Here is a 26,763-nt window from a genome sequence, read left to right as displayed (position 1 = left end):
CCTGCCTATGACGGAAGCACCGTTCTCCCCCGGCCGCCCGGCTTCGGCGGTCGGGGGAGAACTCCGTCTGCCGAAGCCGCCCGGAGTGATCAGGCAGTTCTGGGCGAGGCATCCACGACTGACCGACTCGCTGATCACGGCGGTGTACGTCGTCCCGACGTTCATCGCCGCGATCGTGATGGCGAGCGACGACCCCGAGCCGCCGCTCTGGTCGACGGTGCTGCAACTGGTCGGCATCGCACTGGGCGGCGCCGCGCTGCTGCTGTTCCGCCGAACCAGGCCCTGGCTCGTGATGGGCGTCGCCTGGCTCGTCTGCATCATCGTCTCGCCCTTCGGCCAGAGCGACATCTTCCCCATGCTGTTCGCGCTCTACGGTCTCGGCGTCTACCGATCGACGAGATCGGCGTGGATCGGCTTCGGCGCCTCGGTGCTCGTGGCCGTCGCCAGCTCGTACGTCGAGGCGTGGACGTCGGCGGTGTTTCCCGGCGGACCGGTCGCCGCATCGTCGCAGTACACCGTGATACTGCTGATCGCGACGCTCATCGGCGTCACCACCGGCAACCGGCGGCGCTACCTCGAGGCGTTGATCGCCCGCGCCCACGACCTCGCGCGCGAGCGCGACCAGCAGGCGCAGCTCGCAGCGGCCGCCGAGCGCGCCCGCATCGCCCGCGAGCTGCACGACATCGTCTCGCACGGGCTCACCGTCATGGTGACCCTCGCCGACGGTGCGGCCGCGACCGTCGCACGCGACCCTGAACGGGCTGCCGACGTCATGCGGAGCGTGGCCGAGACCGGCCGGGATGCGCTCGGCGAGATGCGGCGGATGCTCGGTGTGCTCGCCGAGCCGGGCACCGAGCCGGCCGAACGGGCGCCGCAGCCGGGGCTCGCCGCGATCCCCGAGCTCGTCGACGGGTTCCGTGACGCGGGGCTCCCCGTGGGCCTCACGACGATCGGCGTGCCCGCCCCCGACCCCGCGCTCGGACTGGCGATCTACCGCATCGTGCAGGAGGGGCTCACGAACGCGCTGCGCCACGGCGAGCGGGCGCACCACGTCGACGTCCGCATCGAATACGCCCCGGGAGCCGTCGAAGTCGTCGTCGACGACGACGCACCCGCCGAGACCACCGATGCCATGCCGTCCACTCGCGGAGCCGGTCGCGGTCTCGCCGGCCTCCGCGAGCGCGTCGCCCTCTACGGCGGCTCGCTCGAGGCCGGCCCGCGGGATGGACGAGGCTGGCGACTGCGGGCGACGCTCCACCCCAGACCGGCCACGGATGCCTCGGCCCCTCACCGCGGTGACGACGCGTCCGAGCCCACCGATGGCCGGGGCTTCCCCGGAGTCCCGGAACGGCCCGGCTCCGCCGACTCCCACGACCGCCCGACGATCCCGAACGAGGACGCCGAATGACCGACGCATCACCGCAGACCGCTTCCCCGACTGCGCCGGTGCGCGTCGCCCTCGTCGACGACCAGGCGCTCGTCCGGACCGGATTCCGGCTGGTGCTCGACGCGGAGCCCGGCATCGACGTGGTCGGCGAGGCCGGCGACGGCCGCGCCGCGGTCGAGCTCGCCGACGCGACCGAGATCGACGTGCTGCTGATGGACGTGCGGATGCCCGGCGTCGACGGCATCACCGCCACCGCCGAGGTGACGGCGAGCCATCCCGGGACCCGCGTCATCGTGCTCACGACATTCGATCTCGACGAGTACGCGTTCGCCGCGATCCGCGCGGGCGCGAGCGGCTTCCTGCTGAAGGATGTGCGGCCGAATGAACTCGTCGCCGCGATCCGTACGGTGCACGAGGGCGAGGCGACGCTGTCGCCGCGGGTGACCCGGCGCATGCTCGAGCTCTTCGCAGCCGAGCTGCCGACGGAGCCGGCACGCCCCGCCGGCGCCTCGCCGGCCGGTCCGCTCGACGCGCTCACCGCGCGCGAGCGGGAGATCCTCGTCGGGATCGCCGAGGGGCTCAACAACACCGAGCTCTCCGAGCGGTTCTTCCTCTCGGAGTCGACCGTGAAGACCCACGTCGGGCGAGTGCTGCAGAAGACCGGTGCCAGAGACCGGGTGCAGCTCGTCATCCTCGCGTACGAATCCGGCCTCCTCGACGCGCACGGCTGACGCCACGTGCATCGCTAGGCTGGCTTGGCGCCATCGCTACGAAGGGATCGTCCATGCCTGCTGCCAACCTCACCCGCACCGAAGCCGAGGAGCGGGCGGCGATCGTCGGCTCCCCGAGCTACGAGGTCGTGCTCGACCTCACGGGCGACGGCGCGACGTTCCGCAGCGAGACGACGGCACGGTTCACCGGGGTGGCCGGGGCCTCGACCTTCATCGAGGCCTGCACCGACCGGGTGCACGAGGTCGTGCTCAACGGGCGGGTCCTCGACCCCGCCACGGTGAGCGACGGCACCCGCATCCGTCTCGACGAGCTCGAGGTTGAGAACGAGCTGCGCGTCGTCGCCGACGCACGCTACACGAATTCCGGCGAGGGCCTGCACCGCTTCGTCGACCCCGTCGACGACGAGACGTACCTCTACACCGAGTTCGCCGTCGCCGAGGCGAACCGCGTCTACGCCGTGTTCGACCAGCCCGATCTCAAGGCGGGCGTGCGCTTCACGATCACGGCACCGGCGCACTGGACGGTGCTGTCGAACGCGCCCTCCCCCGAGCCGGTCGCCGGCCCCGCGGCATCCGCGGTCGCGACGTGGGCCTTCGAGACCGGCCCCGTCATCTCGAGCTACATCATCGCGATCATCGCAGGCCCCTACGCGAGCTGGCGCGGCAGCGCCACGAGCGTCGACGGCCGCGACGTGCCGCTCGGCCTCTTCACGCGTGCGTCGCTCGCCCAGTACGCCGACCCCGAGATGATGTTCTCGACCGTGCAGGCGGGCCTGGGCTTCTACGAGCAGGCGTTCGGCGTGCCGTACCCGTACGGCAAGTACGACCAGATCTTCGTGCCCGAGTACAACTGGGGCGCGATGGAGAACGTCGGTGCCGTGACGTTCAACGAGGGCTACCTCTTCCGCTCGCGCGTCTCCGATGCTCGCCGCGAGCAGCGCGCCATCGTGGTGCTGCACGAGCTCAGTCACATGTGGTTCGGCAACTCGGTGACCATGAAGTGGTGGAACGACCTCTGGCTCAACGAGTCGTTCGCGACGTGGGCGTCGACGCTCGCGACGTCGCAGGTCACCGAGTTCACGGGCGTCTGGTCGACGTTCGCGAACGACGAGAAGACGCACGCCGCCGAGCAGGACCAGCTGCCCTCGACGCACCCGATCGTCGCGGAGATCGGCGACCTCGAGGACGTCGAGGTCAACTTCGACGCGATCACCTACGACAAGGGCGCCTCGGTGCTGAAGCAGCTCGTCGCCTGGGTGGGCCTCGATGCGTTCAAGCGCGGCGTCGGCGCCTACCTCGCGAAGCACTCGGGCGGCAACGCGACCCTGCGCGACCTGCTCGACGAGCTCGAGGCCGCGAGCGGGCGCGAGCTCACACGCTGGTCGGAGCTGTGGCTCGAGACGGCCGGCGTGAACACCCTGCGCGCCGAGATCGAGACGGACGCCTCGGGCACCATCACGTACGCGGCGATCGTGCAGACCGCGGCCTCGTCGCATCCGACGCTGCGCCCGCACCGGGTCGCGCTCGGCGGCTACGAGCTCGGCGAGTCCCGGCTCGACCGGGTCTTCCGCGCCGAACTGGACGTCGACGGCGCACGGACCGAGGTGCCCGAGCTCATCGGTAGAGCGCGGCCCGACCTCCTGCTCGTGAACGACGACGACCTGACCTACGCGAAGGTGCGGCTCGACGAACGATCGTTCGACACGGCGGTGCACCACCTCGCCGAACTCGCCGACCCGGTCGCCCGCGCCGTCGTGCTCGGTTCCGCCTGGGATGCGGTGCGCGACGCGGAACTGCCCGCGGCCGCCTTCGTGCGTCTCGTGCTCGCGTCGATCGGGCACGAGACGCAGTCCTCGGCACGTTCGCTCGCGCTCTCCAGGCTCGACCACGCCGTGTCGCGCTACCTGGCCGACGAGCACCGCGAGCGCCTCGCCTCCGAGGCGGGCGACGCCATCTGGGCCCTCGCCGAACTCGCACCGGCGGGCTCCGACGCGCAGCTGCAGTTCGTCAAGGCCTTCACCGGCCTCGCGTCGACCGACGCGCACGGCGACGTCCTCGGGAGCCTGCTCGAGGGCTCGATCGCCCTCGACGGGCTCGCGATCGACCTCGACCTCCGCTGGGAGCTCGTCATCGCACGATCGGCGCTCGGAGCGGGCGACGACGACGAGATCGCCGCGGCGCTCGCGGCCGACGACACCGCGAAAGGTCGCCAGCTCGCGGAAACCGCGCGGGCGGCCCGCCCCGACCAAGCCGTCAAGGACGCCGCGTGGCGGCGCGCGATGACCGACGAGGGCCTCTCCAACGACGTCGCCCGGGCGATCGCCGACGGCTGGCGCCGAACGAACTCCCCCGAGCTGCTCGCGACGGTCGTGCACGAGTACTTCGCCGCGCTTCCCGGAGTGTGGGCCGACCGCAGCTACAACATGGCGTCGATCCTGTCGAAGCGGTTGTTCCCGACCCCGCTCATCGACGCCGAGCTCGCCGAGCTCGCCCGCACGTGGCTGGCCCGCCACCCCGAGCCCGCATCGATGCATCGCGCGGTCACGGAGCACCTCGCCGAACTCGACCGCGCGCTCGCCGCGCGCGCCCGCGATGCCAGCGAGCTCTCGGGCGGGGCTCAGTAGACTTGCACACCATGTTCGGGTTCGAGATCTTCCGCACCACCGGCGACGAAGGCAACCCGGTCGACGTCGACTACTGGACCGGTCTCGGCACCTGGTGGGCCACCCACTGGGACGAGATCCTCGGCAAGCTCATCTCGATCGTCTTCATCATCGCGATCGCCCTGCTCATCCGCTGGGTGCTGCACTTCGTGATCGAGCGCGTCGTCAAGCAGATCGTCTCCGGCGTCAAGAAGAAGCAGGACGTCACCGACACCCAGGCCCTGCAGGCGTCGCCGCTCGCGACCGTGCGGCTCGTGCAGCGAACCCGCACCCTGGGCACGGTGCTCACGAACATCGTCAACGTGACCCTGTTCGTCGTCGTCGTGCTGCTGATCGTCAACACCATCAACTCGGCGATCCTCAGCTCCTTCGCGCTGCTGACCGCCGCGGTCGGCGCCGGCCTCGGCTTCGGCGCGCAGAACATCGTGAAGGACGCACTCAACGGCCTCTTCATGGTCGTCGAGGACCAGCTCGGCGTCGGCGACATCGTCGACCTCGGCCCTGCGACCGGGATCGTCGAAGAGGTGCGCATCCGCATCACGACCGTCCGCGACGTCAACGGCACCCTCTGGTTCGTGCGCAACGGCGAGATCCTGCGCGTCGGCAACATGTCTCAGGGTTGGGCACGCGTGATCATCGACCTCGCGGTGCCCTACGACGCCGACGTCGACGCCGTCGAGGCGGAACTGCTGCGAGCGGCGACCGAGATGGCCCATTCGAGCAAGTGGCGCAGCCGCATCATGGAGAAGCCCGAGGTCTGGGGCCTCGAGTCGATCTCGGCCGACGCGCTCGTCATCCGCGTCGTCATGAAGGTGCGCTCGTCGGCGAAGGACGACGTCGCACGCGAACTGCGCATGCGCCTGAAGCGCGCCCTCGACGAGATGGGCGTCAAGCTGCCGAGCCTCACGAGCGTCGTGCCGACCGGCTTCGAGGGGGCGACCCGGGTCAAAGGCGCGAAGCCCCCGCGCACGGCGCCCAATGCCGTCGTCGCCGACGCGAGCGTGCCGAGCGGGAAGAAGCCGAAGAACCAGGCTCCCCGCGTCCCGCGGACGAAACCGCCCACCCCGCCGACCGGAGGCACTGCATGACCGAGTTGCAGTCGTTCTACGACCAGGTGGGCGGCAGCGCGACGTTCGAGAAGCTCGTGGCCGAGTTCTACCGCGGCGTCGCCGACGACCCGGTGCTGCGCCCCATGTATCCCGAGGAGGACCTCGGGCCCGCCGCACGGCGCCTGCAGCTCTTCCTCGAGCAGTACTGGGGCGGCCCGACGACCTACGGTGACGAGCGCGGTCACCCGCGGCTGCGAATGCGCCACATGCCGTTCAAGGTCAACCCCGACGCCCGCGACCGCTGGCTCGCCCACATGCGCACGGCCGTCGACTCGCTCGAGCTCCCCCCGCTCGCCGAGGAGACGCTGTGGGACTATCTGCAGCGGGCCGCGTTCGCGATGGTGAACACGTTCGACGACTGATCGACCCACCGCCACCCACCCGAAGCGACGAAGGAGTCACTGTGGCAATCACCCCCAACCCCGATGCGATCGTCGTCGGCGCAGGCCTCTCCGGCCTCGTCGCGGCATCCGAGCTCGTCGACGCCGGCCGCAGGGTCGTGATCGTCGACCAGGAGCCCGAGGCGAGCCTCGGCGGCCAGGCCCACTGGTCGTTCGGCGGCCTCTTCCTCATCGACTCCCCCGAGCAACGGCGCATGGGGGTGAAGGACTCCATCGACCTCGCCCGCCAGGACTGGCTCGGCACGGCGGGATTCGACCGCGAGGAGGACGAGTGGGGCCGTCGGTGGGCCGACGCCTACCTCGAGTTCGCGGCCGGCGAGAAGCGGGCCTGGCTGCACGAGAAGGGCGTCCGCTTCTTCCCCGTCGTGGGCTGGGCCGAGCGCGGCGCGGGCGCCGCGTACGGCCACGGCAACTCGGTGCCCCGCTTCCACATCACCTGGGGCACCGGCCCCGGCGTGCTGGCGCCGTTCATCGCCCGGGTGAAGGCGGGCGAGGCGGCCGGACTCGTCGAGTTCCGGCACCGCCATCGGGTCGACGAGCTCATCGTCGAGTCGGGCGCCGTCGTCGGGGTCCGCGGCGCCGTGCTCGCGCCCGACGAGGCGGCCCGGGGCGAGGCATCCAACCGTGACGAGGTCGGGGAGTTCGAACTGCGCGCCCCCGCCGTCGTCGTCGCATCGGGCGGCATCGGCGGCAACCACGACCTCGTGCGCGCCGCGTGGCCCGAGCGGATGGGCGAGCCGCCCGTCGACCTGCTCTCGGGCGTGCCCGCGCACGTCGACGGACGCATGCTCGGCATCGCCGAGGCGTCGGGGGCGCGGCTCGTCAACGGCGACCGCATGTGGCACTACACCGAGGGCATCACCAACTGGGACCCCGTGTGGCCGCTGCACGGCATCCGCATCCTGCCGGGTCCGTCGTCCCTCTGGTTCGACGCAGAGGGACGCCGGCTGCCGGTACCGCTCTTCCCCGGCTTCGACACGCTCGGCACGCTCGAGCACCTCGCCGCGACCGGGCACGCCCACTCGTGGTTCGTGCTGACGCAGAAGATCATCGAGAAGGAGTTCGCGCTCTCGGGCAGCGAGCAGAACCCCGACCTCACCGGCAAGGACCTGAAGCTCCTCGCCCAGCGCGTTCGCGCGGGCGCGCCCGCCCCCGTCGAGGCCTTCAAGCAGCACGGCGCCGACTTCGTCGTCGCCGACACGCTCGACGAATTGTTCGACGGCATGCGCGCCCTCTCCCCCGACGTCGAACTCGACACGGCGAACATCGAGCGCGAGATCGTCGCGCGCGACCGCGAGGTCGACAACGAGTTCTCCAAGGACCTGCAGCTCATCGCCGTCCGCGGCGCGCGCAAGTACCGCGGCGACAAGCTGATCCGAGTGGCGACGCCGCACCGCATCCTCGATCCGGAGGCCGGGCCGCTCATCGCGGTGAAGCTGCACATCCTCACCAGGAAGAGCCTCGGCGGCATCCAGACCGACCTCGACTCGCGCGCCCTCGGTGCGGACGGCGCTCCCGTGCCCGGACTCTACGCGGTCGGCGAGGCCGCCGGTTTCGGCGGCGGCGGCGTGCACGGCTACCGCGCGCTCGAGGGCACGTTCCTGGGCGGATGCCTCTTCACCGGTCGCTCGGCGGGGCGGGCGATCGCTCGGGGCTGACCTCAGGCCTTCAGCGTCCAGGGCTTCCGACGCACGAGCACGTGCCCGCGCCGCGACGTGAGACGCGTCCACGGTCCCGTCTCGAAGAGCCTGACCGGGTCGTCGCCGAGGAATCCCAGGCTGAACGCCGCGAAGGCGGCACCGGTCGGCACGTACTCGAGCCCGTCGACTCCGCGCCCCCACACCTCGGAGCGCACCCGCTGCACGAGCTGCTCGCCGGTGCCCTCCGGGATCGCCTTCGCAACCTCGTCGATACCCGCCCGTGCGGCGGACTCCAGCACCGAGGCATCCGCCTCGCCGAGCGCTCGCCAGCCGCCGCGCGGCGGCGAGATGCCGGCCCAGGTGACGGTGTTCACCTCCGGAGGGCGCGACATCGACACGGGTCGCGACTCGTCGTCATCGGCGAGCTCCCCGCGGGCGCGCACGATGCGCTCCACGAGCGAGCGCATCGGCACGACCGAGTCGAACTCCTCGTCGTCGGCCAGGGCGAAGGTGCGCAGGCCGAGCACGGTGGGGCTCTCGTCGAGGATGCCGCGCGGGTAGAGGATCGCGGTGTAGACGGCGAGGATTCCGGAGCCCGCGACGAGGCGCACCGACCCGTCTTCGACGCGGCCGGCCCGCTGCAGGTACGTGTGCAGATCGCCGAGCGACAGGCTGTCGGCGAGCGTGAGTCGTTCAACCATCTCCTGTCTAAACTACCAAGTGCACGGGCCCGTTCACGGCGGTCCGGGTTCCACGGCGCCGGCGGCGGCCGCCCACCGACACGGAGGAACGATGAACGGACCGATCGACGGCCTGCTGAGCACGCTCAACCTGACCGACACGGGCGCGCGCACGACGGAGGACATCTTCACGGGCCCGTCGCAGTGGATGCCGCTCGGTCGCGTGTTCGGCGGCCAGGTGCTCGCGCAGTCGATCGTCGCGGCGCTCCGTACCGTGCCGGAGGACCGGAACATCCACTCGATGCACGGCTACTTCCTACGGCCGGGCGACGTCGCCCATCCGATCACGTTCTCGGTCGACCGGATCCACGACGGCCGTTCGTTCTCGACCCGACGCACCCAGGCGTTCCAGCACGGCGAGCCGATCCTCTCGCTCATCGCTTCGTTCCAGACGGAGGACGGCGGAGTCGAGCACCAGCTCGACATGCCCGACGACCTGCCGGACCCCGAGTCGTTGCCGTCGACGGCCGACGTGCTCGGGGCGGTCGACCACGACGTCGCGCGCTACTGGTCGAGCGAGCGCGCCTTCGACGTGCGGCACGTGCCGTCGCCCGTCTACCTCAGCGTCGAGGGCGAGCGCACGCCCAGGCAGGCCGTGTGGATGAAGGCGTTCGGCCGCCTGCCCGACGATCCGAAGCAGCATCGGGCCGCGCTCGCGTACGCGAGCGACTACTCGATCCTCGAACCGGTGCTGCGCGCGCACGGCGTCGCGTGGGCCACCCCCGGGCTCAAGGTCGCGAGCCTCGATCATGCGATGTGGTGGCACCGGGACGCCCGCGTCGACGAGTGGCTGCTCTACGTGCAGGAGTCGCCGTCGGCGAGCGGCGGTCGCGGCCTCTCGCTCGGTCGCATCTACACGCGCGACGGGCTGCTCGTGGCGAGCGTCGCCCAGGAGGGCATGGTGCGGGTACCGCACTCCGAACACTTCTCCTGACCGGAGCCGTCGCAATCCCGTCGCCCGAGGCTCGGATAGCCCAGAATGGGGGCAGGGGCGCGGTCGGGCGCCCGACGCGGACGAAGGAGTTCGGCGATGACGGCTTCCCACGATCTCACGCGACGCGCGGCGCTCACGTTCGGCACAGCCGGCGTTGCGGCCGGCGCCCTCGCCCTCGCGGGCTGCGCGGATGTCTCCGGCGATGGCTCGAACGACGACGCGAACTCGTCTCCCATCGCCCCCGACGACACGGCGTCGGCTGAGCCGCCGGCGGCCGGCGAAGCGGTCGCGGCGACCGCCGACGTGCCGGTCGGCGGCAGCATCGACGCGAAGCTCGGCAGCGATCCCGTCCTGGTGGCGCAGCCCAGCGAGGGCGAGTTCGTCGCATACAGTGCCATCTGCACGCACCAGCAGTGCGTCGTCGCGGCGGCGGGCGCGGAGTTCCACTGCCCCTGCCACGGTTCGATCTACGATGCCGCGACCGGCGAGGTGCTCGCCGGACCGGCACCCGAACCGCTGAGCCCCATCGCGGTCACCGTCGCCGGCGACCAGGTCGTCACGGCCTCCTGAGATGGACTACGAATTCGCCGGCCTGCCGGCGCACGTGCTGCTCGTGCACGCGGTGATCGTGCTGACGCCACTCGTGGGGCTCCTGCTCGTCGTGATCGCCGCGTGGCCCGGCGCCCGCCGAGTGCTCTGGCTGCCGGCGCTCGTCGGCGCCGTCGGAGTGCTCGTGCTCGGCCTGCTCACCGTCGAGGCCGGAAAGTGGCTCGAAGTACGGGTTCCGCCGGCGCCGCTCATCCAGCAGCACACCGCGATGGGCGAGGATCTGACGCCCTGGCTCATCTCGATGCTCGTCGTGGCCGTCGCGATCGCCGCGTGGGCGATCGTCGAGCGCAGGTCGGCTTCACGCTCGACGGGAGGCACCGGCGTCGCGTCGCCGTCGCACGGTGTCACGATCGCCGCCGGTGCGATGCTGACGCTCGCCGCGCTGACCGTCGCGATCGGCTCGACCTGGAAGCTCGTTCAGATCGGCGAGGCCGGCAGTCGCGCCGTGTGGGAGGGCTCGTTCGGCGACGAGCCGGTCGAGCGCTGACGGCACGCCCGCTCGGCGAGGCTTTCGCGCACGGCATCAGCGACGCGGGCGGCCCCGTTGGGCGGCTCAGCGCCGCCGGAACTCGATCGTCGGCTCGAGATAGGGCTCCCACGCCGCACGCTCCGACTCGCTCATGCGCCGCGGTCGCTCGGTCGCCGCGTCGACGAGCACGATCGTCGTCACGGCACGCGTGTAGAGCGCCCGCGGTTCGGCGCCCGCCGGCGAGTACACCTCGTAGCAGACGTCGAGACTCGCCCCGCCCATGTGCCCGATCCAGAGCTCGATGTCGAGGGGCAGGCGCTGGTACGGGATCGGCGCAAGGTACTCGACCTCCTGCCGGGCGATCAGCGTGATCGTGGCCGCTCCGGGCGTGGCGTCGAGCACGGCCGTCGACGCGCCGACCGCATGTTCGGCGGTGCCGTCTTCGTTCACCCAGAACGCCTGGATGCGAGCCTCCTCGAGGAGGCTCAGCATTCGGGCGTTGTTCACGTGCCCGTAGGCGTCGAGGTCGCTCCAGCGGAGCGGTGTCGGCACGTGCAGGCGCATGTCAGTCTCTCGTGAGCTTGCGGTAGGTGGACCGGTGCGGCTTCGCCGCGTCGGCGCCGAGCCGTTCGACCTTGTTGGCCTCGTAGGCCTCGAAATTGCCCTCGAACCAGTACCAGTTCGACGGGTTCTCGTCGGTGCCCTCGTAGGCCAGGATGTGCGTGGCGATGCGGTCGAGGAACCACCGGTCGTGGGTGATCACGACTGCGCAACCGGGGAACTCGAGGAGCGCGTTCTCGAGGCTCGAGAGCGTCTCGACGTCGAGGTCGTTCGTCGGCTCGTCGAGCAGCAGCAGGTTGCCGCCCTGCTTCAGGGTGAGCGCCAGGTTCAGGCGGTTGCGCTCGCCTCCTGAGAGGATGCCGGCCCGTTTCTGCTGGTCGGGCCCCTTGAAGCCGAACGTCGACACGTACGCGCGACTGGGCACCTCGGTCTTGCCGACCTGGATGTAGTCGAGCCCGTCGGAGACGACCTCCCACAGCGACTTGTTCGGGTCGATGCCGCCGCGGGTCTGGTCGACGTACGAGATCTGCACGGTCTCGCCGATCTTCACCGATCCGTCGTCGGCCGGCTCGAGGCCGACGATCGTCTTGAAGAGCGTGGTCTTGCCGACGCCGTTCGGGCCGATGATGCCGACGATGCCGTTGCGCGGCAGCGAGAAGCTGAGACCGTCGATCAGGACGCGATCGCCGAAGCCCTTCTTGAGGTTCTTGACCTCGAGCACCACGTCGCCGAGGCGCGGACCCGCTGGGATCTGGATCTCCTCGAAGTCGAGCTTGCGCGTGCGCTCCGCCTCCGAGGCCATCTCCTCGTAGCGCGCGAGTCGCGCCTTCGACTTCGCCTGCCGGCCCTTCGCGTTCGAGCGGACCCACTCGAGCTCTTCCTTCAGGCGCTTCGCGAGCTTGGCGTCCTTCTTGCCCTGGACGGTGAGGCGCTCCTGCTTCTTCTCGAGGTAGGTGGAGTAGTTGCCCTCGTACGGGTAGAGCCGGCCGCGATCGACCTCGCAGATCCATTCCGCGACGTGGTCGAGGAAGTACCGGTCGTGGGTGACGGCGAGCACGGCACCGGGGTACTTGGCGAGGTGCTGCTCGAGCCAGAGCACGCTCTCGGCGTCGAGGTGGTTGGTGGGCTCGTCGAGGAGCAGCAGGTCGGGCTTCTGAAGCAGCAGCTTGCAGAGCGCGACACGGCGCTTCTCGCCGCCCGAGAGCACCGAGACCAGTTCGTCGCCCGGCGGGCAGCGCAGGGCGTCCATGGCCTGCTCGAGCTGCGAGTCGAGGTCCCAGGCGTCGGCCGCGTCGATCTCTTCCTGGAGGGAGCCCATCTCGGCGAGCAGCGCATCGAAGTCGGCGTCGGGCTCGGCCATGAGCAGCGAGATCTCGTTGAAGCGGTCGAGCTTCGCCTTGATCGGACCCACGCCCTGCTGCACGTTCTCGAGCACGGTCTTCGACTCGTCGAGCTCGGGCTCCTGCATGAGGATGCCGACCGAGTACCCGGGGCTCAGCTTCGCCTCGCCGTTCGACGGCTGGTCGAGACCGGCCATGATCTTGAGGATCGTCGACTTTCCGGCGCCGTTCGGGCCGACCACGCCGATCTTCGCCCCGGGGAGGAACGCCATCGTCACGTCGTCGAGGATGACCTTGTCGCCGACCGCCTTGCGGGCGCGCACCATCGAGTAAATGTATTCAGCCAAGACTTTCCCTCACAGCGTTCGGCGGCCGCCGAGCACGGGCCGCCGCATGTCTTCTACCAGTCTATGGGGCGCGTCTGCCCGATGAGGCAGCCGCCGGTGCCGAGCGCCGGACGCACCGCACCGTGATATCCGCCGGACTTCGGGCCGTACTGCCCGACGAGGCACTCGTCCTGGAAGAGCACGGCGAACTGGATCGAGTCAGCCTGATCACCCTGAGTCGTCTCGTCGGAGGTCACCTGCATCGCCGCCTTGTCGAAGCCTGCGGCGACGAGCGCGTCGATGAAGTCGCGACCGCCGGCTGCGGCGTTCGCGGCGACGACGGCGGTGTTCACCGAGTTGAAGAAGTCGAGGTTCTCGCCGGCCGAGAGCTCGGGCCGGAGGGTGGGCGGAGCGGCGGGATCGGTGGTACCCGGCGCGGATGCCGACGGGTCGGCGGACTGGGACGACTGCGGAGTGGGCGGGCCGCCGAACAGCGTGCAACCCGCGAGCGACAACGTCGTCGTCGTCGCGGCGAGCGCGAGCATCACCGTCGTTCCGAACCGCCGTGCCATGCTTCCCCTCACCGCGGTGTCGACCGCCCGAGCCGAGTCTATTGGGTCGCTCGGGCCCGGACGGTCGAAGGCCGGTCAGTCGCTCACCGCCGCGGTGTACACAGCCCGCCCGGCATCGTCGGCCTCCAGTTCATCGTCGAGGTCGTCGTCGAGGTCGTCGCCGACCACGGCGTCACCGTCGGCGAACGGTGCGCCGTCGTCGAGGCCCGTCGAGCCCCCGCTCGCGAGTCCCGACCAGTCCGTGCCGCCGCCGAGCCCCGAGAGATCGGCCCGCTCCCCCTGCTCGCCGAGCCCGTCGGACGAGGCGGCCTCGCCGATCGGGTCGTGCTCGGCGGGCTTCGCCTCCGACTGCATCCGGGCGTAGGTCGAGACGCACCAGGCCATGTCGTGCCCGATCGAGTCGGCGTCGATCTCGACCGACTTCCCGGACTTCGTGCCGGTCTCCCATGCCCGCACCCGCAGTCGTCCCTGCACGATGACGTGCTGGCCCTTGCGCACCGACAGGCTCGCGTTGCGGGCGAGCTGCCGGAAGGCCGAGACGGAGAACCAGTTGGTCTCGGCGTTCTCCCATGTGCCCTTCGCACGGTCGAAGTATCGCCGCGTCGACGCGAGACGGAACGTCGTGATGACGAGGCCGTCGCCCGTCACCTTCTGGATGGGATCGGTGCCGACGATGCCGGTCACCGTGATGCTGTCGGTCATTTGCACTCCTCGTTCGGACGCCGTCGCGAGTCGACGGCTCGTGGTCCCGGAGCGGCCTCGTGCCGGACACCGCCCCGGAACCACGTGGACCCACGATCGCGCCGACATCGAGTCATCCGCCGGGGTTCTCGCCGAATGTGGGTTCTCCACGCTGATCGGCACTTGTCGAGGAGGAGTCGCGACCGCGCGATGTCGGAGGCTCGGGATACCGTCGCATCGACCACCTGCAGGGCCGGCTGCGCGATCGAGAAGGAGCCTCATGACGATCATCGCCGCCCGCCTGCGCGAGTCGTTCCCCGTCGCCGTTCCCGGCCTCGTCATCGTGCCCGCCGCACCCGATCTGTGGAGGGTCGCGCGCCCGGGTGGTGCCGTACTCGGCCACGTCGAACGCCGCGGCGACGGCGACGGCGTTCGGTTCGCCGCTCGCCGCTACGTTCCCGGAGGTCGCCCGCCAGTTCAACTGGGAGAATTCTGGTCGGCCGAGGCGGCCATCGAGCTCTTCCGGTGAGCACGTCCCGATCCCGGCCACGCCGTCGTCACGCGGCCGCACCGCGCGCCGGCCGCAGTAGCCTACGGCCATGCAGTGGTGGAACGACTTCATCTCCTGGCTGACCTCGAGCTCGTCGCAGTCGGCGGTCTTCGCCGCCGGCGTGCTGTTCGTCGCGGTGCTCGCGTCCGGCCTCCTCGCGGCGTGGATCTCGACCGCCGCCGTCCGACGCGTCGTCGCGCAGCGCGACAGAGAAGCGAGGGTCGCGGCGATCGCCGCCCTCGTCGACGCGGCCACCGAGGCCTCCGTCTGGAACTCGCTCACCCCGCACGAGCAGGTGCTGGCCGACCGTACCGTCGGCCAGGCCGACATCGTGGTCCGACTCCTGCCGATCCGCGGCTCGGACGTCGCGGCGAACTGGGCGGCGCACCAGCTGCACGAGCTCAAGCGCGCCTCGGCGACGTTCGGCTATCAGCTCGACCCCGCCGTCGTGGAGTTCCGCGACCGACTCCTCGAGTGGCAGCGTCACCCGGGCCGCACTCGTCGGCAGTTCCAGAACGACCTGGATCGCTGGCGAACGCAGCGCCAGGAGCCCGATCAGGGCATGATCGACGCGCAGGACACCTGGGTCGCCGAGCAGCACCACGATCGGTATCGCGACGTCGCCGGGACGGCCGACGCCTCGACCGCGCCCACCCAGACCTTCGCGTCCGAGTCCGCAGCACCGGCGACCGCCGCGCTGCCCGAGACCGAACCGCAGCGCTGAGCCGACGCGCCGGTCAGCGCCACCACTCGTCGAACATCGACGCCGGGACGGTGCGCTTGTGGCGCGTCTGCAAGTACCGCGCCTCGATCCGATCGGCGATCTCGTCGTCGATCGCCTCGCCCTCGAGGTACGCGTCGAGATCCTCGTAGCGGAGCCCCAGGTTCGCCTCGTCGGCCTGTCCGGGATCACCGTCCAGGAGGTCGGCGGTCGGCACCTTGAGATACAGCCGCTCGGGCGCCCCGAGTTCCTCGAGCAACGAACGGCCCTGCCGCTTGGTCAGGCCCGTGAGCGGCACCAGGTCGACTCCGCCGTCGCCGAACTTCGTGAAGAAGCCCGTGACCGCCTCCGCGGCGTGATCGGTGCCGACGACCAGCAGACCGCCCTCACCCGCGAGCGCGTACTGCGCGACCATGCGCATGCGAGCCTTCACGTTGCCCTTGCCGAAATCGCTGAGCGCACGAGCGGTCGCGAACTCGGACGCGATCCCGTCGACGCCGTCCTTGATGTCGAAGACGACGGTCTCCTGCGGGGCGATGAACCTCAGCGCGAGTTGCGCGTCGTCCTCGTCGCGCTGGACGCCGTACGGCAGGCGCACCGCGATGAACCGCGCGTCGACGCCCTCGTCGACGAGTTCGGCCACCGCCATCCTGCAGAGCCGGCCGGCGAGCGTCGAGTCCTGCCCGCCGCTGATGCCGAGCACGTATCCACGCGCGTGCGACGCGGTCAGGTACTCCTTCAGGAAGTCGACGCGACGACGCACCTCTGCGGCGGGGTCGATCCGCGGGCTGACGTTGAGCTCGGCGATGATTCGCGCCTGGAGATCTCGCATGCCCCGACGATACCGCCGTCATGTTTCGGCGAGGAAACGCGCGCGCTCCACTAGCATCGCGGCAGGAGACTCGCCCGCTCAGGAGGTCACGTGGAGTACTCGATCAGCACGATGGTGCTCGTGCCGGCGATCGCGGTCGCCGCACCGCTCATCGTCCGCGGACTCGGGCGATGGGTCGCGATTCCGCTCGTCGTGTTCGAGATCGTGCTCGGGCTGATCGTCGGCCCGTCGGTGCTCGGCTGGGTCGTGCCCGAGGAATTCATGGGCATGCTCGCGGAGTTCGGCCTCGCGACGCTGTTCTTCCTCGCCGGCAACGAGATCGACTTCAGGGCGGTTCGCGGGCGCCCGCTCAGTCGCGCGGCGATCGGGTGGATCATCTCGCTCGCGGCGGGCATCAGCATCGCGGTGCTGTTCGCCCCCGACCTTCCCGCCGCCGGGTTCATCGGCATCGCGCTCACCTCCACGGCGCTGGGAACGCTCATGCCCGTTCTCCGCGACTCGGGCGACCTGACCACGCCGTTCGGCCTCTCGGTCCTCGCGATCGGCGCGGTCGGCGAGTTCGGACCGCTCCTCGCGATCTCGCTGTTCCTCAGCGGGCGCTCGCCGCTCATCGCCGCGGTCGTGCTGGTCGTGTTCGCCGTCGTCGCCGGCATCGCGATCTGGCTCGCGGCGAAGGGGTACGGCAAGCGCATGCATGCCATGATCACGTCGACGCTCCACACGAGCGGGCAGTTCGCGGTGCGACTCGTCATCTTCATCCTGCTCGCGCTCGTCGCGCTCAGCATCGTGCTCGATCTCGACATGCTGCTCGGCGCATTCACGGCGGGCGTGCTCTACCGGCTGCTGCTGAACGGGGCTCCGGAACGCGACGCCGAAGCGATCGAGTCGAAACTCGAGGCGGTCGGCTACGGCTTCCTGGTGCCCGTGTTCTTCATCAACACCGGCATCACCTTCGACCTCGAGGCCCTCTTCGCCGACGGCAGGACGACGGCCATGCTGCCGATCTTCCTCCTCCTGATGCTCGTCGTACGCGGCATTCCCTCGATGCTCGCGGCACCGGCCGGATCGAGCCGGCGCGACCTGGCCGCGACCGCGTTGTTCGGTGCCACGGGGCTTCCGATCATCGTCGCGGTCACGGCGATCGGCGTCGATGCCGGCGACCTCTCGAGCGGCACGGCCGCCGCGCTCGTCGGCGCCGGCATGCTCTCGGTGCTGCTGTTCCCGCTCATCGCCCTCCTGGTCCGGCGGCGCGGCGGCGCGTCGCGCGATCGCGCCGTGACCGACGACGTGCACGTGCCGACCGAGGGCTGATCGCCCTCGGCGGGTATGCTTGCCACGACCGCCCCCGTAGCTCAGCGGATAGAGCAGGAGCCTTCTAATCTCTTGGTCGCAGGTTCAATTCCTGCCGGGGGCACCGACGACGCGGATGCCGCGTCGAACGACGCTGTCGGCGCCTCCGGTTAGACTCGCCGCATGGCTTCTTCGAGCGACAGACTGGTCTGGATCGACTGCGAGATGACCGGACTCGACCTCGAAGTCGATGAGCTGGTCGAGATCGCCGTCGTCATCACCGACTACGACCTCCGCCCCGTCGACGGTGGGCTCAGCATCGTCATCAAGCCCGACGCGAGCGCACTCGAGTCGATGGGCGAGTTCGTGCGGCAGATGCACACCACCTCGGGGCTCATCGAGGAGATCCCCAACGGCGTCTCCGTCGCAGAGGCCGAGTACCAGGTGCTCGAGTACGTGCTGAAGCACGTGCCCGACGAGCAGAAGGCGCCGCTCGCCGGCAACTCGATCGGCACCGATCGCGCATTCCTCACGAAGTACATGCCCCGACTCGATGCGCACCTGCACTACCGCAACGTCGACGTCTCGTCGATCAAGGAGCTGGCCAAGCGCTGGTTCCCGCGTGCGTACTTCAACTCCCCCGCGAAGAACGGCGGTCACCGCGCTCTGGCCGACATCCTCGAGTCGATCCGCGAGCTGCACTACTACCGCCGCGCCGTCTTCGTCGCCGACCCGGGCCCGGCCAGTCACGAACTGCAGGCGCTCGCCGCCGAAGTGGTGGCCGAGTTCGAGCAGGGCTCCAACGTGTAGTAGGCTCTATCCGTTGTCCTGATCGCCCCGGCGGTCGACACATGGTGGGTATAGCTCAGTTGGTAGAGCGCCTGGTTGTGGTCCAGGAGGTCGCGGGTTCAAGCCCCGTTACTCACCCCAAGCGGTGTGCGAAGCGCGGGTCCGGAAACGGCCCGCGCTTCGTGTATCAGCCCTCTGGACGGACGGATGGGAGAGGCCGTGGAACTCGATGCCGAAGCGTTCGAAGCCCTCGTCGTCGATGAGCTCGACCAACTGCCCGACGACATGATCGACGGGCTCGAGAACGTCGTCTTCGTCGTCGAAGACCGCCCGGAGGACGGCTCGCTCGACCTGCTCGGCCTCTACGACGGCTGGGCGCTGACCGAGCGCGACCGCTACGGATTCGGCGAGATGCCCGACCGGATCATCCTCTACCGCGAACCGCTGCTTGCGATCTGCGACGACGAAGACGAGCTCCGTGAGGAGATCCACGTCACCCTCGTGCACGAGATCGCCCACTTCTACGGCATCGACGACGACCGCTTGCACGAACTGGGCTGGGCGTGAGCTCGGCCGAGATACCCTGAACGTCATGAGTCTGTCGCCCGGCCGCATCGTCGGCATCGCCATCGGCGCCGTCGCGATCCTCGCGGTCGGCGTCTACGGCCCCGCCATGCTGCTCGGTCCCCTGCCGGAGGCGGAGGTCCACGTCAGCACGGCGGGCGAGGGCGCCGCCGGCAAGCCCGAGCCGATCGTGCTGCCCGAGAGCGGAGCGAGTGCCGTCGCGCTCGTCGACGAGAACGGCAGCGCCTCGATGCTCGCGACCGCCGGCGAGACCGGTGTGGTCCCCATCGGCGGCGCCGCGAAGCTCGTGACCGTGCTGGCGACCCTCGACTCGCTGCCGTTGCCCGACGACGGACCCGGCCCCGCGATCAAGATCGGCCCCGCCGACTACACCGACTACCTCGATCACTCGAAGGCCGGCAACCGCACGCTGCAGGTCTCGCCCGGAGACAGCTGGTCGGAACGCGATGTCGTTCGAGCGGTGCTCTTCGCCTCGAGCAACAACCACGCCGACACGCTCGCCCGATGGGCGTTCGGCAGTGTCGACGGATACGTCGACGAAGCGAACGCGTGGCTCGAGGCACAGGGCTTCGAGTCGACGCGAGTGGCCGATGCGACGGGCCTCTCGGCCGACAACGTCGGTACGGCTGAAGAGCTCGCGCGGCTCGCCGCAATGACGCTCGCGAACCCGCAGCTCGCGGCCCTCGTCGCCGATCCCGAGCGCAGCGACCCGACCTCGCGCAACGTCCCCGACGTCATCGACCACCTCGGCGACGAGGGCGTTCGGGCACTCTCGCGCAGTTACACCGACGAAGCAGGCGTTTGCTTCATCTTCACGGCCACCGTTCCCGGGGCCGACGACGAGCCGCAGCGCATCGTGGGAGCGATGACGACCATGCCGGACTACGAGACGCTCGACCCTGCCGTGGTCGAGGCGTTCACGTCGGTCGCGGCATCCGCGGCGCCCGTCACCGTCATCGCCGAGGGCGCCCGCTACGGCACGGTCGAGACCGCATGGGGCGATGAAGCCGACCTCATCGCCCGCACCGAGCGGACCGACGCCGCCTGGGGCAGCGACCCGGGCGAGGCATCCGTCGCCGTCGAACCGTTCACGACGGCGCGTGCCGGGCGCGCGGTCGGTACCGTGACCGTGCCGACCGCGAACGGCGACATCGGCAGTGAACTCGAGCTCTCCGCCGACATCGACGACCCGGGGCCGCTCTGGCGGCTCGCGAACCCGTTCGTGCTGATCGACGCGTTCGTCAACGGCCGATCGGGCTGAGCGAGCGCGTCATCCGCCGTCGACGGCGACGCCGGCCGGTTCAGTCGTTCTCGTCGTCGGACTCCACCGGATCGGAGTCGTCGGCGTCGAAGCTGAAGCGAACGCGCAGCTGGCCGCCCATCTCGCGCTCGTCGACGGCGTTGTACCAGAACAGCGACTCCAGCCCGTCGACCGCGGCGACCATGCCGACGCGCTTCTCGGGCTTGCCCCCGACGAGGGCGCGATGGTCGAACTCGCCCTCGAGCGGTCCGTCGATGAACTCTGCGACGTACTGGGCGCCGACCGAATCTGCACTCATAGCACTACCGTAGCCCCCGGGCTCCGCACTCGGGCAGTTCGACGACCAGGTCGGCCGAACCCAGTGGGTCGGTACGGTGCACGTATCGGCGCCACTCGGTCTCCCAGAGGTCCCAGAACGGGTCGAAACCCCCCGCATCGCGCTCGAGCGCACGGCGCTTCCGCGTCGCCTGCGCCGCTCGCACCCACACCCTGACCACCCCGGTGCGACCCGCTGTCGCCTCGAAGGCACCGCAGCCCTCGACGATGAGCGGCCGACCCGGGAGGACGGTGACGGAGGCCGCCGGCCGATTCCGCGCCCAGTCCCACCCGCGCCATCCGCCCGGCACGCCGCGCGCGAGCGGGGCGAGCAGAGTTCGTTCGAGCGATCCGGAGGCGGTCGCGAGCCCCCGCCAGCCGGGATAGATCGCATCGAGCCGGACGAGTCGGGGGGACGCCCCCGCACGCCACGACAGCGCGAGCGCATCGGCGAGCGTCGACTTGCCGGCACCGCTCGGGCCGTCGATCGCGATGAGCGGCCACGCCGCGCTCGCCTGACGCCGCCGTGCCGCGACCAGTACCCTGGCGACGGCCGCCGCCTCGCTCACGACCACACCGGATGGAAGGTGCCCACCGCGATCGCGGCGCCGATGGCCGCCACCGCGATGGCGAACGCGATCGCGATCAGTACCCAGTCGCTCCAGCCGATCGTCGACGCCCTGGCCCAGGTGCGCGGGCGATCGCTCCCGAACCCTCGAGCCTCCATCGCGGTCGCGAGCTTCGACCCCCGGCGGATCGCGAGCACGAGCAGGGCGAACGCCATGGTCGCGAACCGCCGCAGCACGCCCGTGTCGCCGATCCCTCTCGCGCGACGGCTGAGCGCCATCGCGTGCCAGTCCTCGATGAAGAGCCCGACGAGCCGGGCGCCCGCGAGTGCGCCGAGCACGAAGCGACTCGGGAGCCGCCACACCTGCGCGAGACCATCGGCGAGCTCGGTCGGATCGACCCGCATGAAGAGCAGCACCGCCGGCAGGCCGACCGCGAGCACTCGAACGGTCACCGCGATCGCGAGCTCGATCGAGCCGTCGGTGATGCGCGCGAGCCAGAAGCTCCAGTACTCCTCCCCCGACGGACGGCCGTACAGGAGCATGCTGATGCCGGCGATCGGCGCGGCGATGAGGATCGGCCAGGCCCGTCGGACGAGCATCCGGGGGCGCACGCCCGCGGCCATGAAGAGCACGAGCTCGATGACGAGTGCGGTCGCGGCGCTCACCCAGTCGACGGTGAGCAGCAGCGGGGCGGTGAGCAGCATCGCCGCGGCGAGCTTCGTCACGGGGTTGACTCGATCGATGAACCGGAGTCGGGGAGCGTCGACGGCTCCGGAGGCGACGGCACTCATGCGAACGCCCGGGTGTTCGTCGGCTCCAGGCGGATGCCGCGGTCGCCCAGGGCTGCGATGTACGAGGCGTCGTGGGTGACCGACAACAGCGTGAGGCCCTCGTCGACGAGTTCGCGCAGCAGCGCGGTCAGCTCGAGCCAAGTGATCCGGTCCTGGCCGAACGTCGGTTCGTCGAGGACGAGCACCGAGGGCCGGGCCGCAAGGACGGCAGCGACGGACAACCGGCGCTTCTCGCCGCCCGACAGGGTGAACGGATTCGCCAAGGCGATGCGGTCGAGCCGCAGGCGCGCCAACAGGTCTTCGACGCGAGCGGCCGTCTCGCGGTCGCCGAGCCGGAGCGCCCGCGGCGCCACCTCGAGCTCGGCGCGCACGCTGGACGTGACGAACTGGTGCTCGGGCTCCTGGAACACGGTTCCGATGCGCGTCAGCAGGTCGCGGGAGCGCCAGCCGATCGGGTCGCCTCGAAGCCCTGCCGACAACGACGCGGATGCCTCGACCCGACCGTCGAGCGGGCGCAGGAGGCCGCCCAGGGTCAGGGCGAGGGTCGACTTGCCGGCACCGTTCGGGCCGGTCAGCACCGTGCTGGTGCCACGCGGAAGCTCGACGTCGAGTCCGCGCTGGACGATGTCGCGCGGACGACGGCCGACCGCGAGTCCGTTCGCGGTGAGCAACGGCTCGGTCGGCTCGTCCACGGCGACTCGACGGCGAGGGGCCGTGGGGCCGTGGCCGCCGGGAACCCATACGCCCGCGGCGAGGAGCGCCGCGCGTTGACGCGAGAGCACGACGTCGGGGGGCCCGTCGGCCATGAGACGCCCGTCGAGCCCGAGAACGACGACGCGATCGACGAGATCGGCCCACACCTCGACGCGGTGCTCGACGACGACGAGTGTCGAGCCATGCCGATCGAGTACCCGCTCGACCGCCGCCCTGACCTCTCGGACCCCGTCGGGGTCGAGATTCGCGGTGGGCTCGTCGAGCAGCAGCAGCCCCGGGCGCATCGCGAGGGCGCCCGCGAGGGCGAGCCGTTGCTTCTGCCCGCCCGACAGCGCCGAGCTCGGATGGTCGATCGCCACGTCGAGACCCACCTCGTCGAGCGATTCGCGCACCCGACGCCAGATCTCGTCGCGAGGGACACCGAGGTTCTCGCATCCGAACGCGACGTCGTCGCCCACCCGTGCGAGGATCACCTGCGAGTCGGGATCCTGCAGCACGAGCCCCGAACGCCCCCGCACCCGCGCCGGCTCGGCTCCGTCGACCAGGAGCTCGCCGACGGCCTCGCCCTCGTCGTCACCGCCGTGCACACCGGCCATGGCGTGCAGCAGGGTCGACTTGCCGGCGCCGCTCGGCCCGAGCAGGAGCACCCGCTCGCCCGGCTCGATGCGGAGGTCGATCCCCTCGAGCGCGGGGCGGAGCCGGGAGGCGTGACGCCAACCCCAGCCGCGCACGTCCACGGCGGCCGGGGTCGGCGAAGATGCGGTGTTCGCCACGTCAGACCCGTCGGGTCGCTTCCTGTCCCGCCGCGAACCGGCTGAGCGCGCCCGTCGCGGCGAGCGCGCGAACGAGCAGCCACCCGAGCACGCCGGCGAGCACCGCGCCCGAGACGACGACCGTGCAGAAGTAGAGCGTCAGGAACTCGGCCGACTTCTGCAGGTTTCCCGAGGTGAACAGCTCGAGCGTCCACGCGCCGGCGCCCGCGGCCGCACCGGCGAGGATCGCCTGGAGGAGCCCGAAGCGACGGTAGAGGAAGATCGCGAAGACGAGCTCGGCGCCGATGCCCTGCGCGAGACCCGACCAGATGGTCTCGACGCCCCACTGGTTGCCGACGATCGCGGAGACCATGGCCGCGACGAGCTCGACGAAGAGGGCGGCGCCGGGCTTGCGGATGATGAGGCCGCCGAGCACACCGCCGATGAGCCAGATGCCGACGGCGATGCCGCCGAGTCCCGGGGTCACTGCGTCGGCAGCCACGAACCAGGCGTAGCCGATGTTGTTCCAGAACAGGAACAGCAGCCCCGTCGCCACGGCGACGACCGAGGCGACGACGATGTCGACGACACGCCAGCGGAGATTGCGCGCCGGCGCGGCACCGGTCGTGGAGGCGGTGGGGGTTGGTGCGGATGCGTGCACTGTCGTGCCCTTTCGTTCGGTGGAAAGAGGCACGGGAAATTGAGATCGATTGCCCTCCCTGCGCTGGCATGACCCAGATCAGGTTCGACGGTCGAAGGTTGAGAACCTTCCTCTCAGCCCGGCTCACCGGACTCCCGTGTTCATCGACGAGTATACGCAGGCCACGACCGCATGACGCCGCGCGACGGACGAGCGGCGCGGTCGCCCGTCGAACCGCGCCCCGCCTTCAGGACCGCGTCAGTGCTTGAGCGCGCGGATGACGGCGCGGAGCGCCTTGCCCGTCACCCAGATGAGCGGGGTCGCGACGAGGAGGAGACCGATGAGGTTCGGTTCGAAGCGGACGTCGCCGCCACGGCCGACGTATGCGCCGAGCGGAATGGAGAGCCCACCGCCACCGCCGCCGCCGGCCTGGTCGCCGCCGGAGTCGCTGCCGCTGCCCGCCCCGAACCCGTAGTACCCGAGCGCGACGGGGACGACCTTGGTGCCGTCGAGATCGACGGGTTCGCCGTACGAGGTCTTCACGCCCACGCCGGCGACGGTCTCTGCGAGTTCGAGCACGAGATCAGCCATGACCGCCACGCTACCCGCCGAACTGCGTTCGATCCACCCCCGCCCGGCCTTCGGCCGCCTCGGCGGCGTCCGCCGCGTCGCGCGATGCGCCCGCTGCGTCGAGGGGCCGACGTCGCATGGACTCGACGCGCGCCGCGGCTTCGCGGGGTCGGACGAGCGCGGCCGGTCGCACCGCACCGCGTCCGAACCGGGCCGTCACCTCGTCGACGGCCCGCTCGGCCCCGCGCCACTCCTCATCGGGGTCCCAGAGGGCGGCCCCGCCGCCGGAGGGACGCAGCTGCTCGGCGCGCACCCCGATCAGGCGAATCCGGGCGCCGTCGCCGACGAGCTCGCCGAGCGCGGCCGACGCCTCGTCGTAGATGCGGCGGGCGACGTCGGTCGGCTCACCGAGCGTGCGCGAACGGGTGACGGTGCGGAAGTCGCCGTAGCGCAGCTTCAGCACGACCGTGCGCCCCACGACGCCCGCACGGCGCAGCCGGACCGCGACGTCGTCCGAGAGTCGCAGCAGCTCGCGGCGGATCTGCGTCGGATCGGTGAGGTCGTGGCCGAAGGTGACCTCATGTCCGATGCTCTTCTCCGAACGGGCGGTCTCGACGTCGCGCGGGTCGATGCCGTTGGCGAGCCTCGTCAGACGTGACGCGAGCGCCGGCCCGACGGCGCGCTGGAGGGCATCGGCCGGCATCTCCGCCACGTCGCCGACCGTGCGGAGTCCGAGCCGCGTCAGCGACTCCTCGGTGACGCGCCCGACACCCCAGAGCGCCGACACCGGGAGCGGATGCAGGAATGCGAGGGTCTCGGCGGCGGGCACGACGAGCATGCCATCCGGCTTCGCACGACTCGACGCCACCTTCGCCACGTACTTCGTCGCGGCGACGCCGATGGAGCAGGTGAGGCCGGTCTCGGAGCGGACGCGTTCACGAATCGCCCACGCGATCTCCGCCGGGCTGCCGTGGAGCCGACGAGCACCGGACACGTCGAGGAAGGCCTCGTCGATCGAGAGGGGTTCGACGAGCGGTGTGACCTCCTCGAAGATCTTCATGACCTGCTTCGAGTAGCGCGAGTAGCTCGCGTAGTCGCCCCGGAGCACGATCGCGTTCGGGCAGCGCTGCAACGCCACCGACATCGGCATCGCCGAGTTGACGCCGTACCGGCGGGCCTCGTAGCTCGCTGCCGAGACCACGCCGCGGCCGGCGGTGCCGCCCACGAGCACGGGCTTGCCACGGAGCTCGGGGCGGCGCAGGAGTTCGACCGAGACGAAGAACGCGTCCATGTCGACGTGCAGGATCGGGGTGGCCGAATCGTCGACCGGTCCAGTCGTGACCTGGCGCGACGAGCCGTCCTGCTTGCTCATGTTGCGACTCTATCCCGGTCCGCCGACGTCGCCCGGCCGACCGGAGTCATGCCGGACGGCGGCGAGCCCGACGCACGACGAAGACGGCGCCGGGCCTCAGAACCCGAAGTCGCCGCCGCCGCCGCCGAAGTCTCCCCCGCCGAAGTCGCCGCCGAATCCGCCGAAGTCGCCACCGGTGTCACCCCCGGCTTCGACCGAGCCGGCATCCGCACCGGCATCGGCGCCCCCGGCGTCGAACGATGCGGGGTCGGGCAGGATCGCATCGGCGATCGCCGTGCCGACGACGACACCCGCGATCGAGCCGAGGAGCGAGCCGCCGAACATCTGGCCGAACGACGGTCCGGGTCGCCCCGCACCCTGCGGGCCGCCCTGCGCGCCGGCGTTCGAGAACGCGCGCTCCATGCTCCCCGGCGCCCGCAGCTCCTGGCGGGTGGCGGCCCGGGCGAGGGCGCTCGGGTCGTCGGAGACGAGCCGCTCCCCTGCCGGCGCCTGGTCGGCGAGGGCCCGGTAGACCTGCTGGCGCTGCTCGGGCGTCAACTTCGCGAACGCCTCCGCGTGCACCTGCTCGATCGCCTCCGGCGGTGCGGTGCGCAGCAGGTAGCGGTAGCGCTCGATCGCGAGCTCGTCGGGCGTGAGCCCGCGCCCGGGCGCGGGCGGCACCGGCCGTTGCGGCTCCGGGGCGCCGAAGAGTCGATCGAAGAATCCCATGGTGTCCTCGCCAATCGTGAAGGTGTCATCGAATTCTCGCGGGCCTCGCCTTGAAACGGCTGAGAGCCGGGGGCGCCGCCGCGCCCCCCCCGCCCCCCCGCACACCCAACGCCCCCGCGAATCTGCCCCCCAACCCGCGCC

General features: G+C 70.8%; 29 protein-coding genes, 2 tRNA genes and 1 riboswitch. Of the genes, 17 read left to right on the top strand and 14 right to left on the bottom strand.

Going from position 1 to position 26,763, the window contains the following annotated elements:
• Positions 1 to 7: 7 nt before the first annotated feature.
• From ACFWGP_RS18185 to ACFWGP_RS18160, 6 genes are read left to right on the top strand one after another with little or no spacing between them, the layout of a single operon-like run.
• Entirely contained in the window at positions 8 to 1,408 is a 1,401-nt protein-coding gene (locus ACFWGP_RS18185) for a sensor histidine kinase (RefSeq protein ID WP_376931518.1), read from the top strand.
• A complete protein-coding gene (locus tag ACFWGP_RS18180; RefSeq protein ID WP_376931517.1) occupies positions 1,405 to 2,118 on the top strand; it encodes a response regulator in 714 nt (237 codons plus the stop codon). Before ACFWGP_RS18185 ends, ACFWGP_RS18180 begins: the two co-directional genes overlap by 4 nt.
• A gap of 53 nt (positions 2,119 to 2,171) precedes the next feature.
• Positions 2,172 to 4,742 carry an aminopeptidase N gene (pepN, locus tag ACFWGP_RS18175; RefSeq protein ID WP_376931516.1) on the top strand — a complete coding sequence of 857 codons (2,571 nt, stop codon included), beginning with the start codon at positions 2,172 to 2,174 and terminating at the stop codon, positions 4,740 to 4,742.
• Positions 4,743 to 4,753: 11 nt separating this feature from the next.
• On the top strand, positions 4,754 to 5,869 hold the full coding sequence (locus ACFWGP_RS18170) for a mechanosensitive ion channel family protein (protein WP_231430821.1): 1,116 nt from the start codon (positions 4,754 to 4,756) through the stop codon (positions 5,867 to 5,869).
• Positions 5,866 to 6,252 carry a globin gene (locus ACFWGP_RS18165; protein WP_275506881.1) on the top strand — a complete coding sequence of 129 codons (387 nt, stop codon included), beginning with the start codon at positions 5,866 to 5,868 and terminating at the stop codon, positions 6,250 to 6,252. The genes ACFWGP_RS18170 and ACFWGP_RS18165 overlap by 4 nt, the downstream gene beginning before the upstream one ends.
• A 47-nt stretch (positions 6,253 to 6,299) precedes the next feature.
• On the top strand, positions 6,300 to 7,949 hold the full coding sequence (locus tag ACFWGP_RS18160; protein WP_376931532.1) for an FAD-binding dehydrogenase: 1,650 nt from the start codon (positions 6,300 to 6,302) through the stop codon (positions 7,947 to 7,949).
• A 2-nt stretch (positions 7,950 to 7,951) separates the two neighbouring features.
• Here the strand turns inward: ACFWGP_RS18160 and ACFWGP_RS18155 are convergent, their stop codons facing one another.
• Positions 7,952 to 8,632 (bottom strand): hypothetical protein, encoded by a 681-nt coding sequence (locus ACFWGP_RS18155; RefSeq protein WP_231430819.1) that lies wholly within the window; start codon positions 8,630 to 8,632, stop codon positions 7,952 to 7,954.
• Between the two features lie 91 nt (positions 8,633 to 8,723).
• On the opposite strand from ACFWGP_RS18155, the gene ACFWGP_RS18150 reads away from it, so the two are divergent.
• From ACFWGP_RS18150 to ACFWGP_RS18140, 3 genes are all read left to right on the top strand, one after another.
• Positions 8,724 to 9,605 carry an acyl-CoA thioesterase II gene (locus ACFWGP_RS18150; RefSeq protein WP_231430818.1) on the top strand — a complete coding sequence of 294 codons (882 nt, stop codon included), beginning with the start codon at positions 8,724 to 8,726 and terminating at the stop codon, positions 9,603 to 9,605.
• Positions 9,606 to 9,701: 96 nt separating this feature from the next.
• On the top strand, positions 9,702 to 10,175 hold the full coding sequence (locus ACFWGP_RS18145; protein WP_275506880.1) for a ubiquinol-cytochrome c reductase iron-sulfur subunit: 474 nt from the start codon (positions 9,702 to 9,704) through the stop codon (positions 10,173 to 10,175).
• A 1-nt stretch (position 10,176) separates the two neighbouring features.
• Positions 10,177 to 10,701 carry a hypothetical protein gene (locus tag ACFWGP_RS18140; protein WP_376931515.1) on the top strand — a complete coding sequence of 175 codons (525 nt, stop codon included), beginning with the start codon at positions 10,177 to 10,179 and terminating at the stop codon, positions 10,699 to 10,701.
• 66 nt (positions 10,702 to 10,767) lie between these two features.
• Here ACFWGP_RS18140 and ACFWGP_RS18135 read toward each other — a convergent pair whose 3' ends face one another.
• The 4 genes from ACFWGP_RS18135 to ACFWGP_RS18120 all read right to left on the bottom strand — a co-directional run bounded on the left by ACFWGP_RS18135 (position 10,768) and on the right by ACFWGP_RS18120 (position 14,184).
• Complete coding sequence (locus ACFWGP_RS18135; protein WP_231430815.1) at positions 10,768 to 11,247, bottom strand: thioesterase family protein; 480 nt, start codon at positions 11,245 to 11,247, stop codon at positions 10,768 to 10,770.
• Position 11,248: 1 nt separating this feature from the next.
• Positions 11,249 to 12,931: an energy-dependent translational throttle protein EttA gene (gene ettA / locus ACFWGP_RS18130; protein ID WP_231430814.1), complete on the bottom strand. Its 1,683-nt coding sequence runs from the start codon at positions 12,929 to 12,931 to the stop codon at positions 11,249 to 11,251.
• A 53-nt stretch (positions 12,932 to 12,984) separates the two neighbouring features.
• Positions 12,985 to 13,482: a DUF6993 domain-containing protein gene (locus tag ACFWGP_RS18125; protein WP_376931514.1), complete on the bottom strand. Its 498-nt coding sequence runs from the start codon at positions 13,480 to 13,482 to the stop codon at positions 12,985 to 12,987.
• A gap of 75 nt (positions 13,483 to 13,557) precedes the next feature.
• Complete coding sequence (locus ACFWGP_RS18120) at positions 13,558 to 14,184, bottom strand: single-stranded DNA-binding protein (protein ID WP_376931513.1); 627 nt, start codon at positions 14,182 to 14,184, stop codon at positions 13,558 to 13,560.
• A gap of 259 nt (positions 14,185 to 14,443) precedes the next feature.
• Between ACFWGP_RS18120 and ACFWGP_RS18115 the strand changes: the two genes are divergently transcribed.
• Positions 14,444 to 14,692, top strand: a complete 249-nt coding sequence (locus ACFWGP_RS18115) for a hypothetical protein (protein WP_376931512.1) — start codon at positions 14,444 to 14,446, stop codon at positions 14,690 to 14,692.
• A gap of 70 nt (positions 14,693 to 14,762) precedes the next feature.
• Positions 14,763 to 15,437, top strand: a complete 675-nt coding sequence (locus tag ACFWGP_RS18110; protein ID WP_275506876.1) for a hypothetical protein — start codon at positions 14,763 to 14,765, stop codon at positions 15,435 to 15,437.
• Between the two features lie 13 nt (positions 15,438 to 15,450).
• Here ACFWGP_RS18110 and nadE read toward each other — a convergent pair whose 3' ends face one another.
• Positions 15,451 to 16,266: an ammonia-dependent NAD(+) synthetase gene (gene nadE / locus ACFWGP_RS18105; RefSeq protein WP_376931511.1), complete on the bottom strand. Its 816-nt coding sequence runs from the start codon at positions 16,264 to 16,266 to the stop codon at positions 15,451 to 15,453.
• A 90-nt stretch (positions 16,267 to 16,356) separates the two neighbouring features.
• Here nadE and ACFWGP_RS18100 point away from each other — a divergent pair, with 90 nt between their 5' ends.
• The 6 genes from ACFWGP_RS18100 to ACFWGP_RS18075 all read left to right on the top strand — a co-directional run bounded on the left by ACFWGP_RS18100 (position 16,357) and on the right by ACFWGP_RS18075 (position 20,191).
• Positions 16,357 to 17,577 carry a cation:proton antiporter gene (locus ACFWGP_RS18100; RefSeq protein WP_275506874.1) on the top strand — a complete coding sequence of 407 codons (1,221 nt, stop codon included), beginning with the start codon at positions 16,357 to 16,359 and terminating at the stop codon, positions 17,575 to 17,577.
• 30 nt (positions 17,578 to 17,607) lie between these two features.
• Positions 17,608 to 17,680, top strand: a tRNA-Arg gene (locus tag ACFWGP_RS18095).
• Between the two features lie 59 nt (positions 17,681 to 17,739).
• Positions 17,740 to 18,366 (top strand): oligoribonuclease, encoded by a 627-nt coding sequence (orn, locus tag ACFWGP_RS18090; RefSeq protein ID WP_231430807.1) that lies wholly within the window; start codon positions 17,740 to 17,742, stop codon positions 18,364 to 18,366.
• A 44-nt stretch (positions 18,367 to 18,410) separates the two neighbouring features.
• Positions 18,411 to 18,486, top strand: a tRNA-His gene (locus ACFWGP_RS18085).
• A gap of 78 nt (positions 18,487 to 18,564) precedes the next feature.
• The gene (locus tag ACFWGP_RS18080) at positions 18,565 to 18,912 is read left to right on the top strand and encodes a metallopeptidase family protein (protein ID WP_231430806.1); all 348 of its coding nucleotides are present in this window, start codon (positions 18,565 to 18,567) and stop codon (positions 18,910 to 18,912) included.
• A 25-nt stretch (positions 18,913 to 18,937) separates the two neighbouring features.
• Positions 18,938 to 20,191: a hypothetical protein gene (locus tag ACFWGP_RS18075; RefSeq protein WP_376931510.1), complete on the top strand. Its 1,254-nt coding sequence runs from the start codon at positions 18,938 to 18,940 to the stop codon at positions 20,189 to 20,191.
• Between the two features lie 40 nt (positions 20,192 to 20,231).
• On the opposite strand, the gene ACFWGP_RS18070 is transcribed toward ACFWGP_RS18075, so the two are convergent.
• The 8 genes from ACFWGP_RS18070 to ACFWGP_RS18035 all read right to left on the bottom strand — a co-directional run bounded on the left by ACFWGP_RS18070 (position 20,232) and on the right by ACFWGP_RS18035 (position 26,622).
• Positions 20,232 to 20,489, bottom strand: coding sequence for a hypothetical protein (locus tag ACFWGP_RS18070; RefSeq protein WP_231430804.1), 258 nt, complete (start codon positions 20,487 to 20,489; stop codon positions 20,232 to 20,234).
• A 4-nt stretch (positions 20,490 to 20,493) separates the two neighbouring features.
• On the bottom strand, positions 20,494 to 21,075 hold the full coding sequence (locus tag ACFWGP_RS18065) for a (d)CMP kinase (RefSeq protein WP_275506873.1): 582 nt from the start codon (positions 21,073 to 21,075) through the stop codon (positions 20,494 to 20,496).
• On the bottom strand, positions 21,072 to 21,800 hold the full coding sequence (locus ACFWGP_RS18060; protein ID WP_376931509.1) for an energy-coupling factor transporter transmembrane component T family protein: 729 nt from the start codon (positions 21,798 to 21,800) through the stop codon (positions 21,072 to 21,074). The genes ACFWGP_RS18065 and ACFWGP_RS18060 overlap by 4 nt, the downstream gene beginning before the upstream one ends.
• A gap of 62 nt (positions 21,801 to 21,862) precedes the next feature.
• Entirely contained in the window at positions 21,863 to 23,353 is a 1,491-nt protein-coding gene (locus ACFWGP_RS18055; RefSeq protein WP_376931508.1) for an ABC transporter ATP-binding protein, read from the bottom strand.
• 1 nt (position 23,354) lies between these two features.
• Positions 23,355 to 23,993, bottom strand: coding sequence for an ECF transporter S component (locus tag ACFWGP_RS18050; protein WP_231430800.1), 639 nt, complete (start codon positions 23,991 to 23,993; stop codon positions 23,355 to 23,357).
• A gap of 38 nt (positions 23,994 to 24,031) precedes the next feature.
• A riboswitch (TPP riboswitch) is annotated at positions 24,032 to 24,141 on the bottom strand.
• 89 nt (positions 24,142 to 24,230) lie between these two features.
• Entirely contained in the window at positions 24,231 to 24,563 is a 333-nt protein-coding gene (locus ACFWGP_RS18045; RefSeq protein WP_231430799.1) for a hypothetical protein, read from the bottom strand.
• A gap of 10 nt (positions 24,564 to 24,573) precedes the next feature.
• Positions 24,574 to 25,914, bottom strand: coding sequence for a DNA polymerase IV (locus ACFWGP_RS18040; RefSeq protein ID WP_376931507.1), 1,341 nt, complete (start codon positions 25,912 to 25,914; stop codon positions 24,574 to 24,576).
• A gap of 96 nt (positions 25,915 to 26,010) precedes the next feature.
• Positions 26,011 to 26,622 carry a hypothetical protein gene (locus ACFWGP_RS18035; protein ID WP_275506869.1) on the bottom strand — a complete coding sequence of 204 codons (612 nt, stop codon included), beginning with the start codon at positions 26,620 to 26,622 and terminating at the stop codon, positions 26,011 to 26,013.
• Positions 26,623 to 26,763 lie beyond the last annotated feature (141 nt).

The sequence above is a fragment of the Agromyces sp. NPDC127015 genome, from assembly GCF_042725165.1.
Taxonomy (GTDB): domain Bacteria; phylum Actinomycetota; class Actinomycetes; order Actinomycetales; family Microbacteriaceae; genus Agromyces; species Agromyces chromiiresistens.
This window is presented reverse-complemented; position numbering and strand designations above follow the sequence as displayed.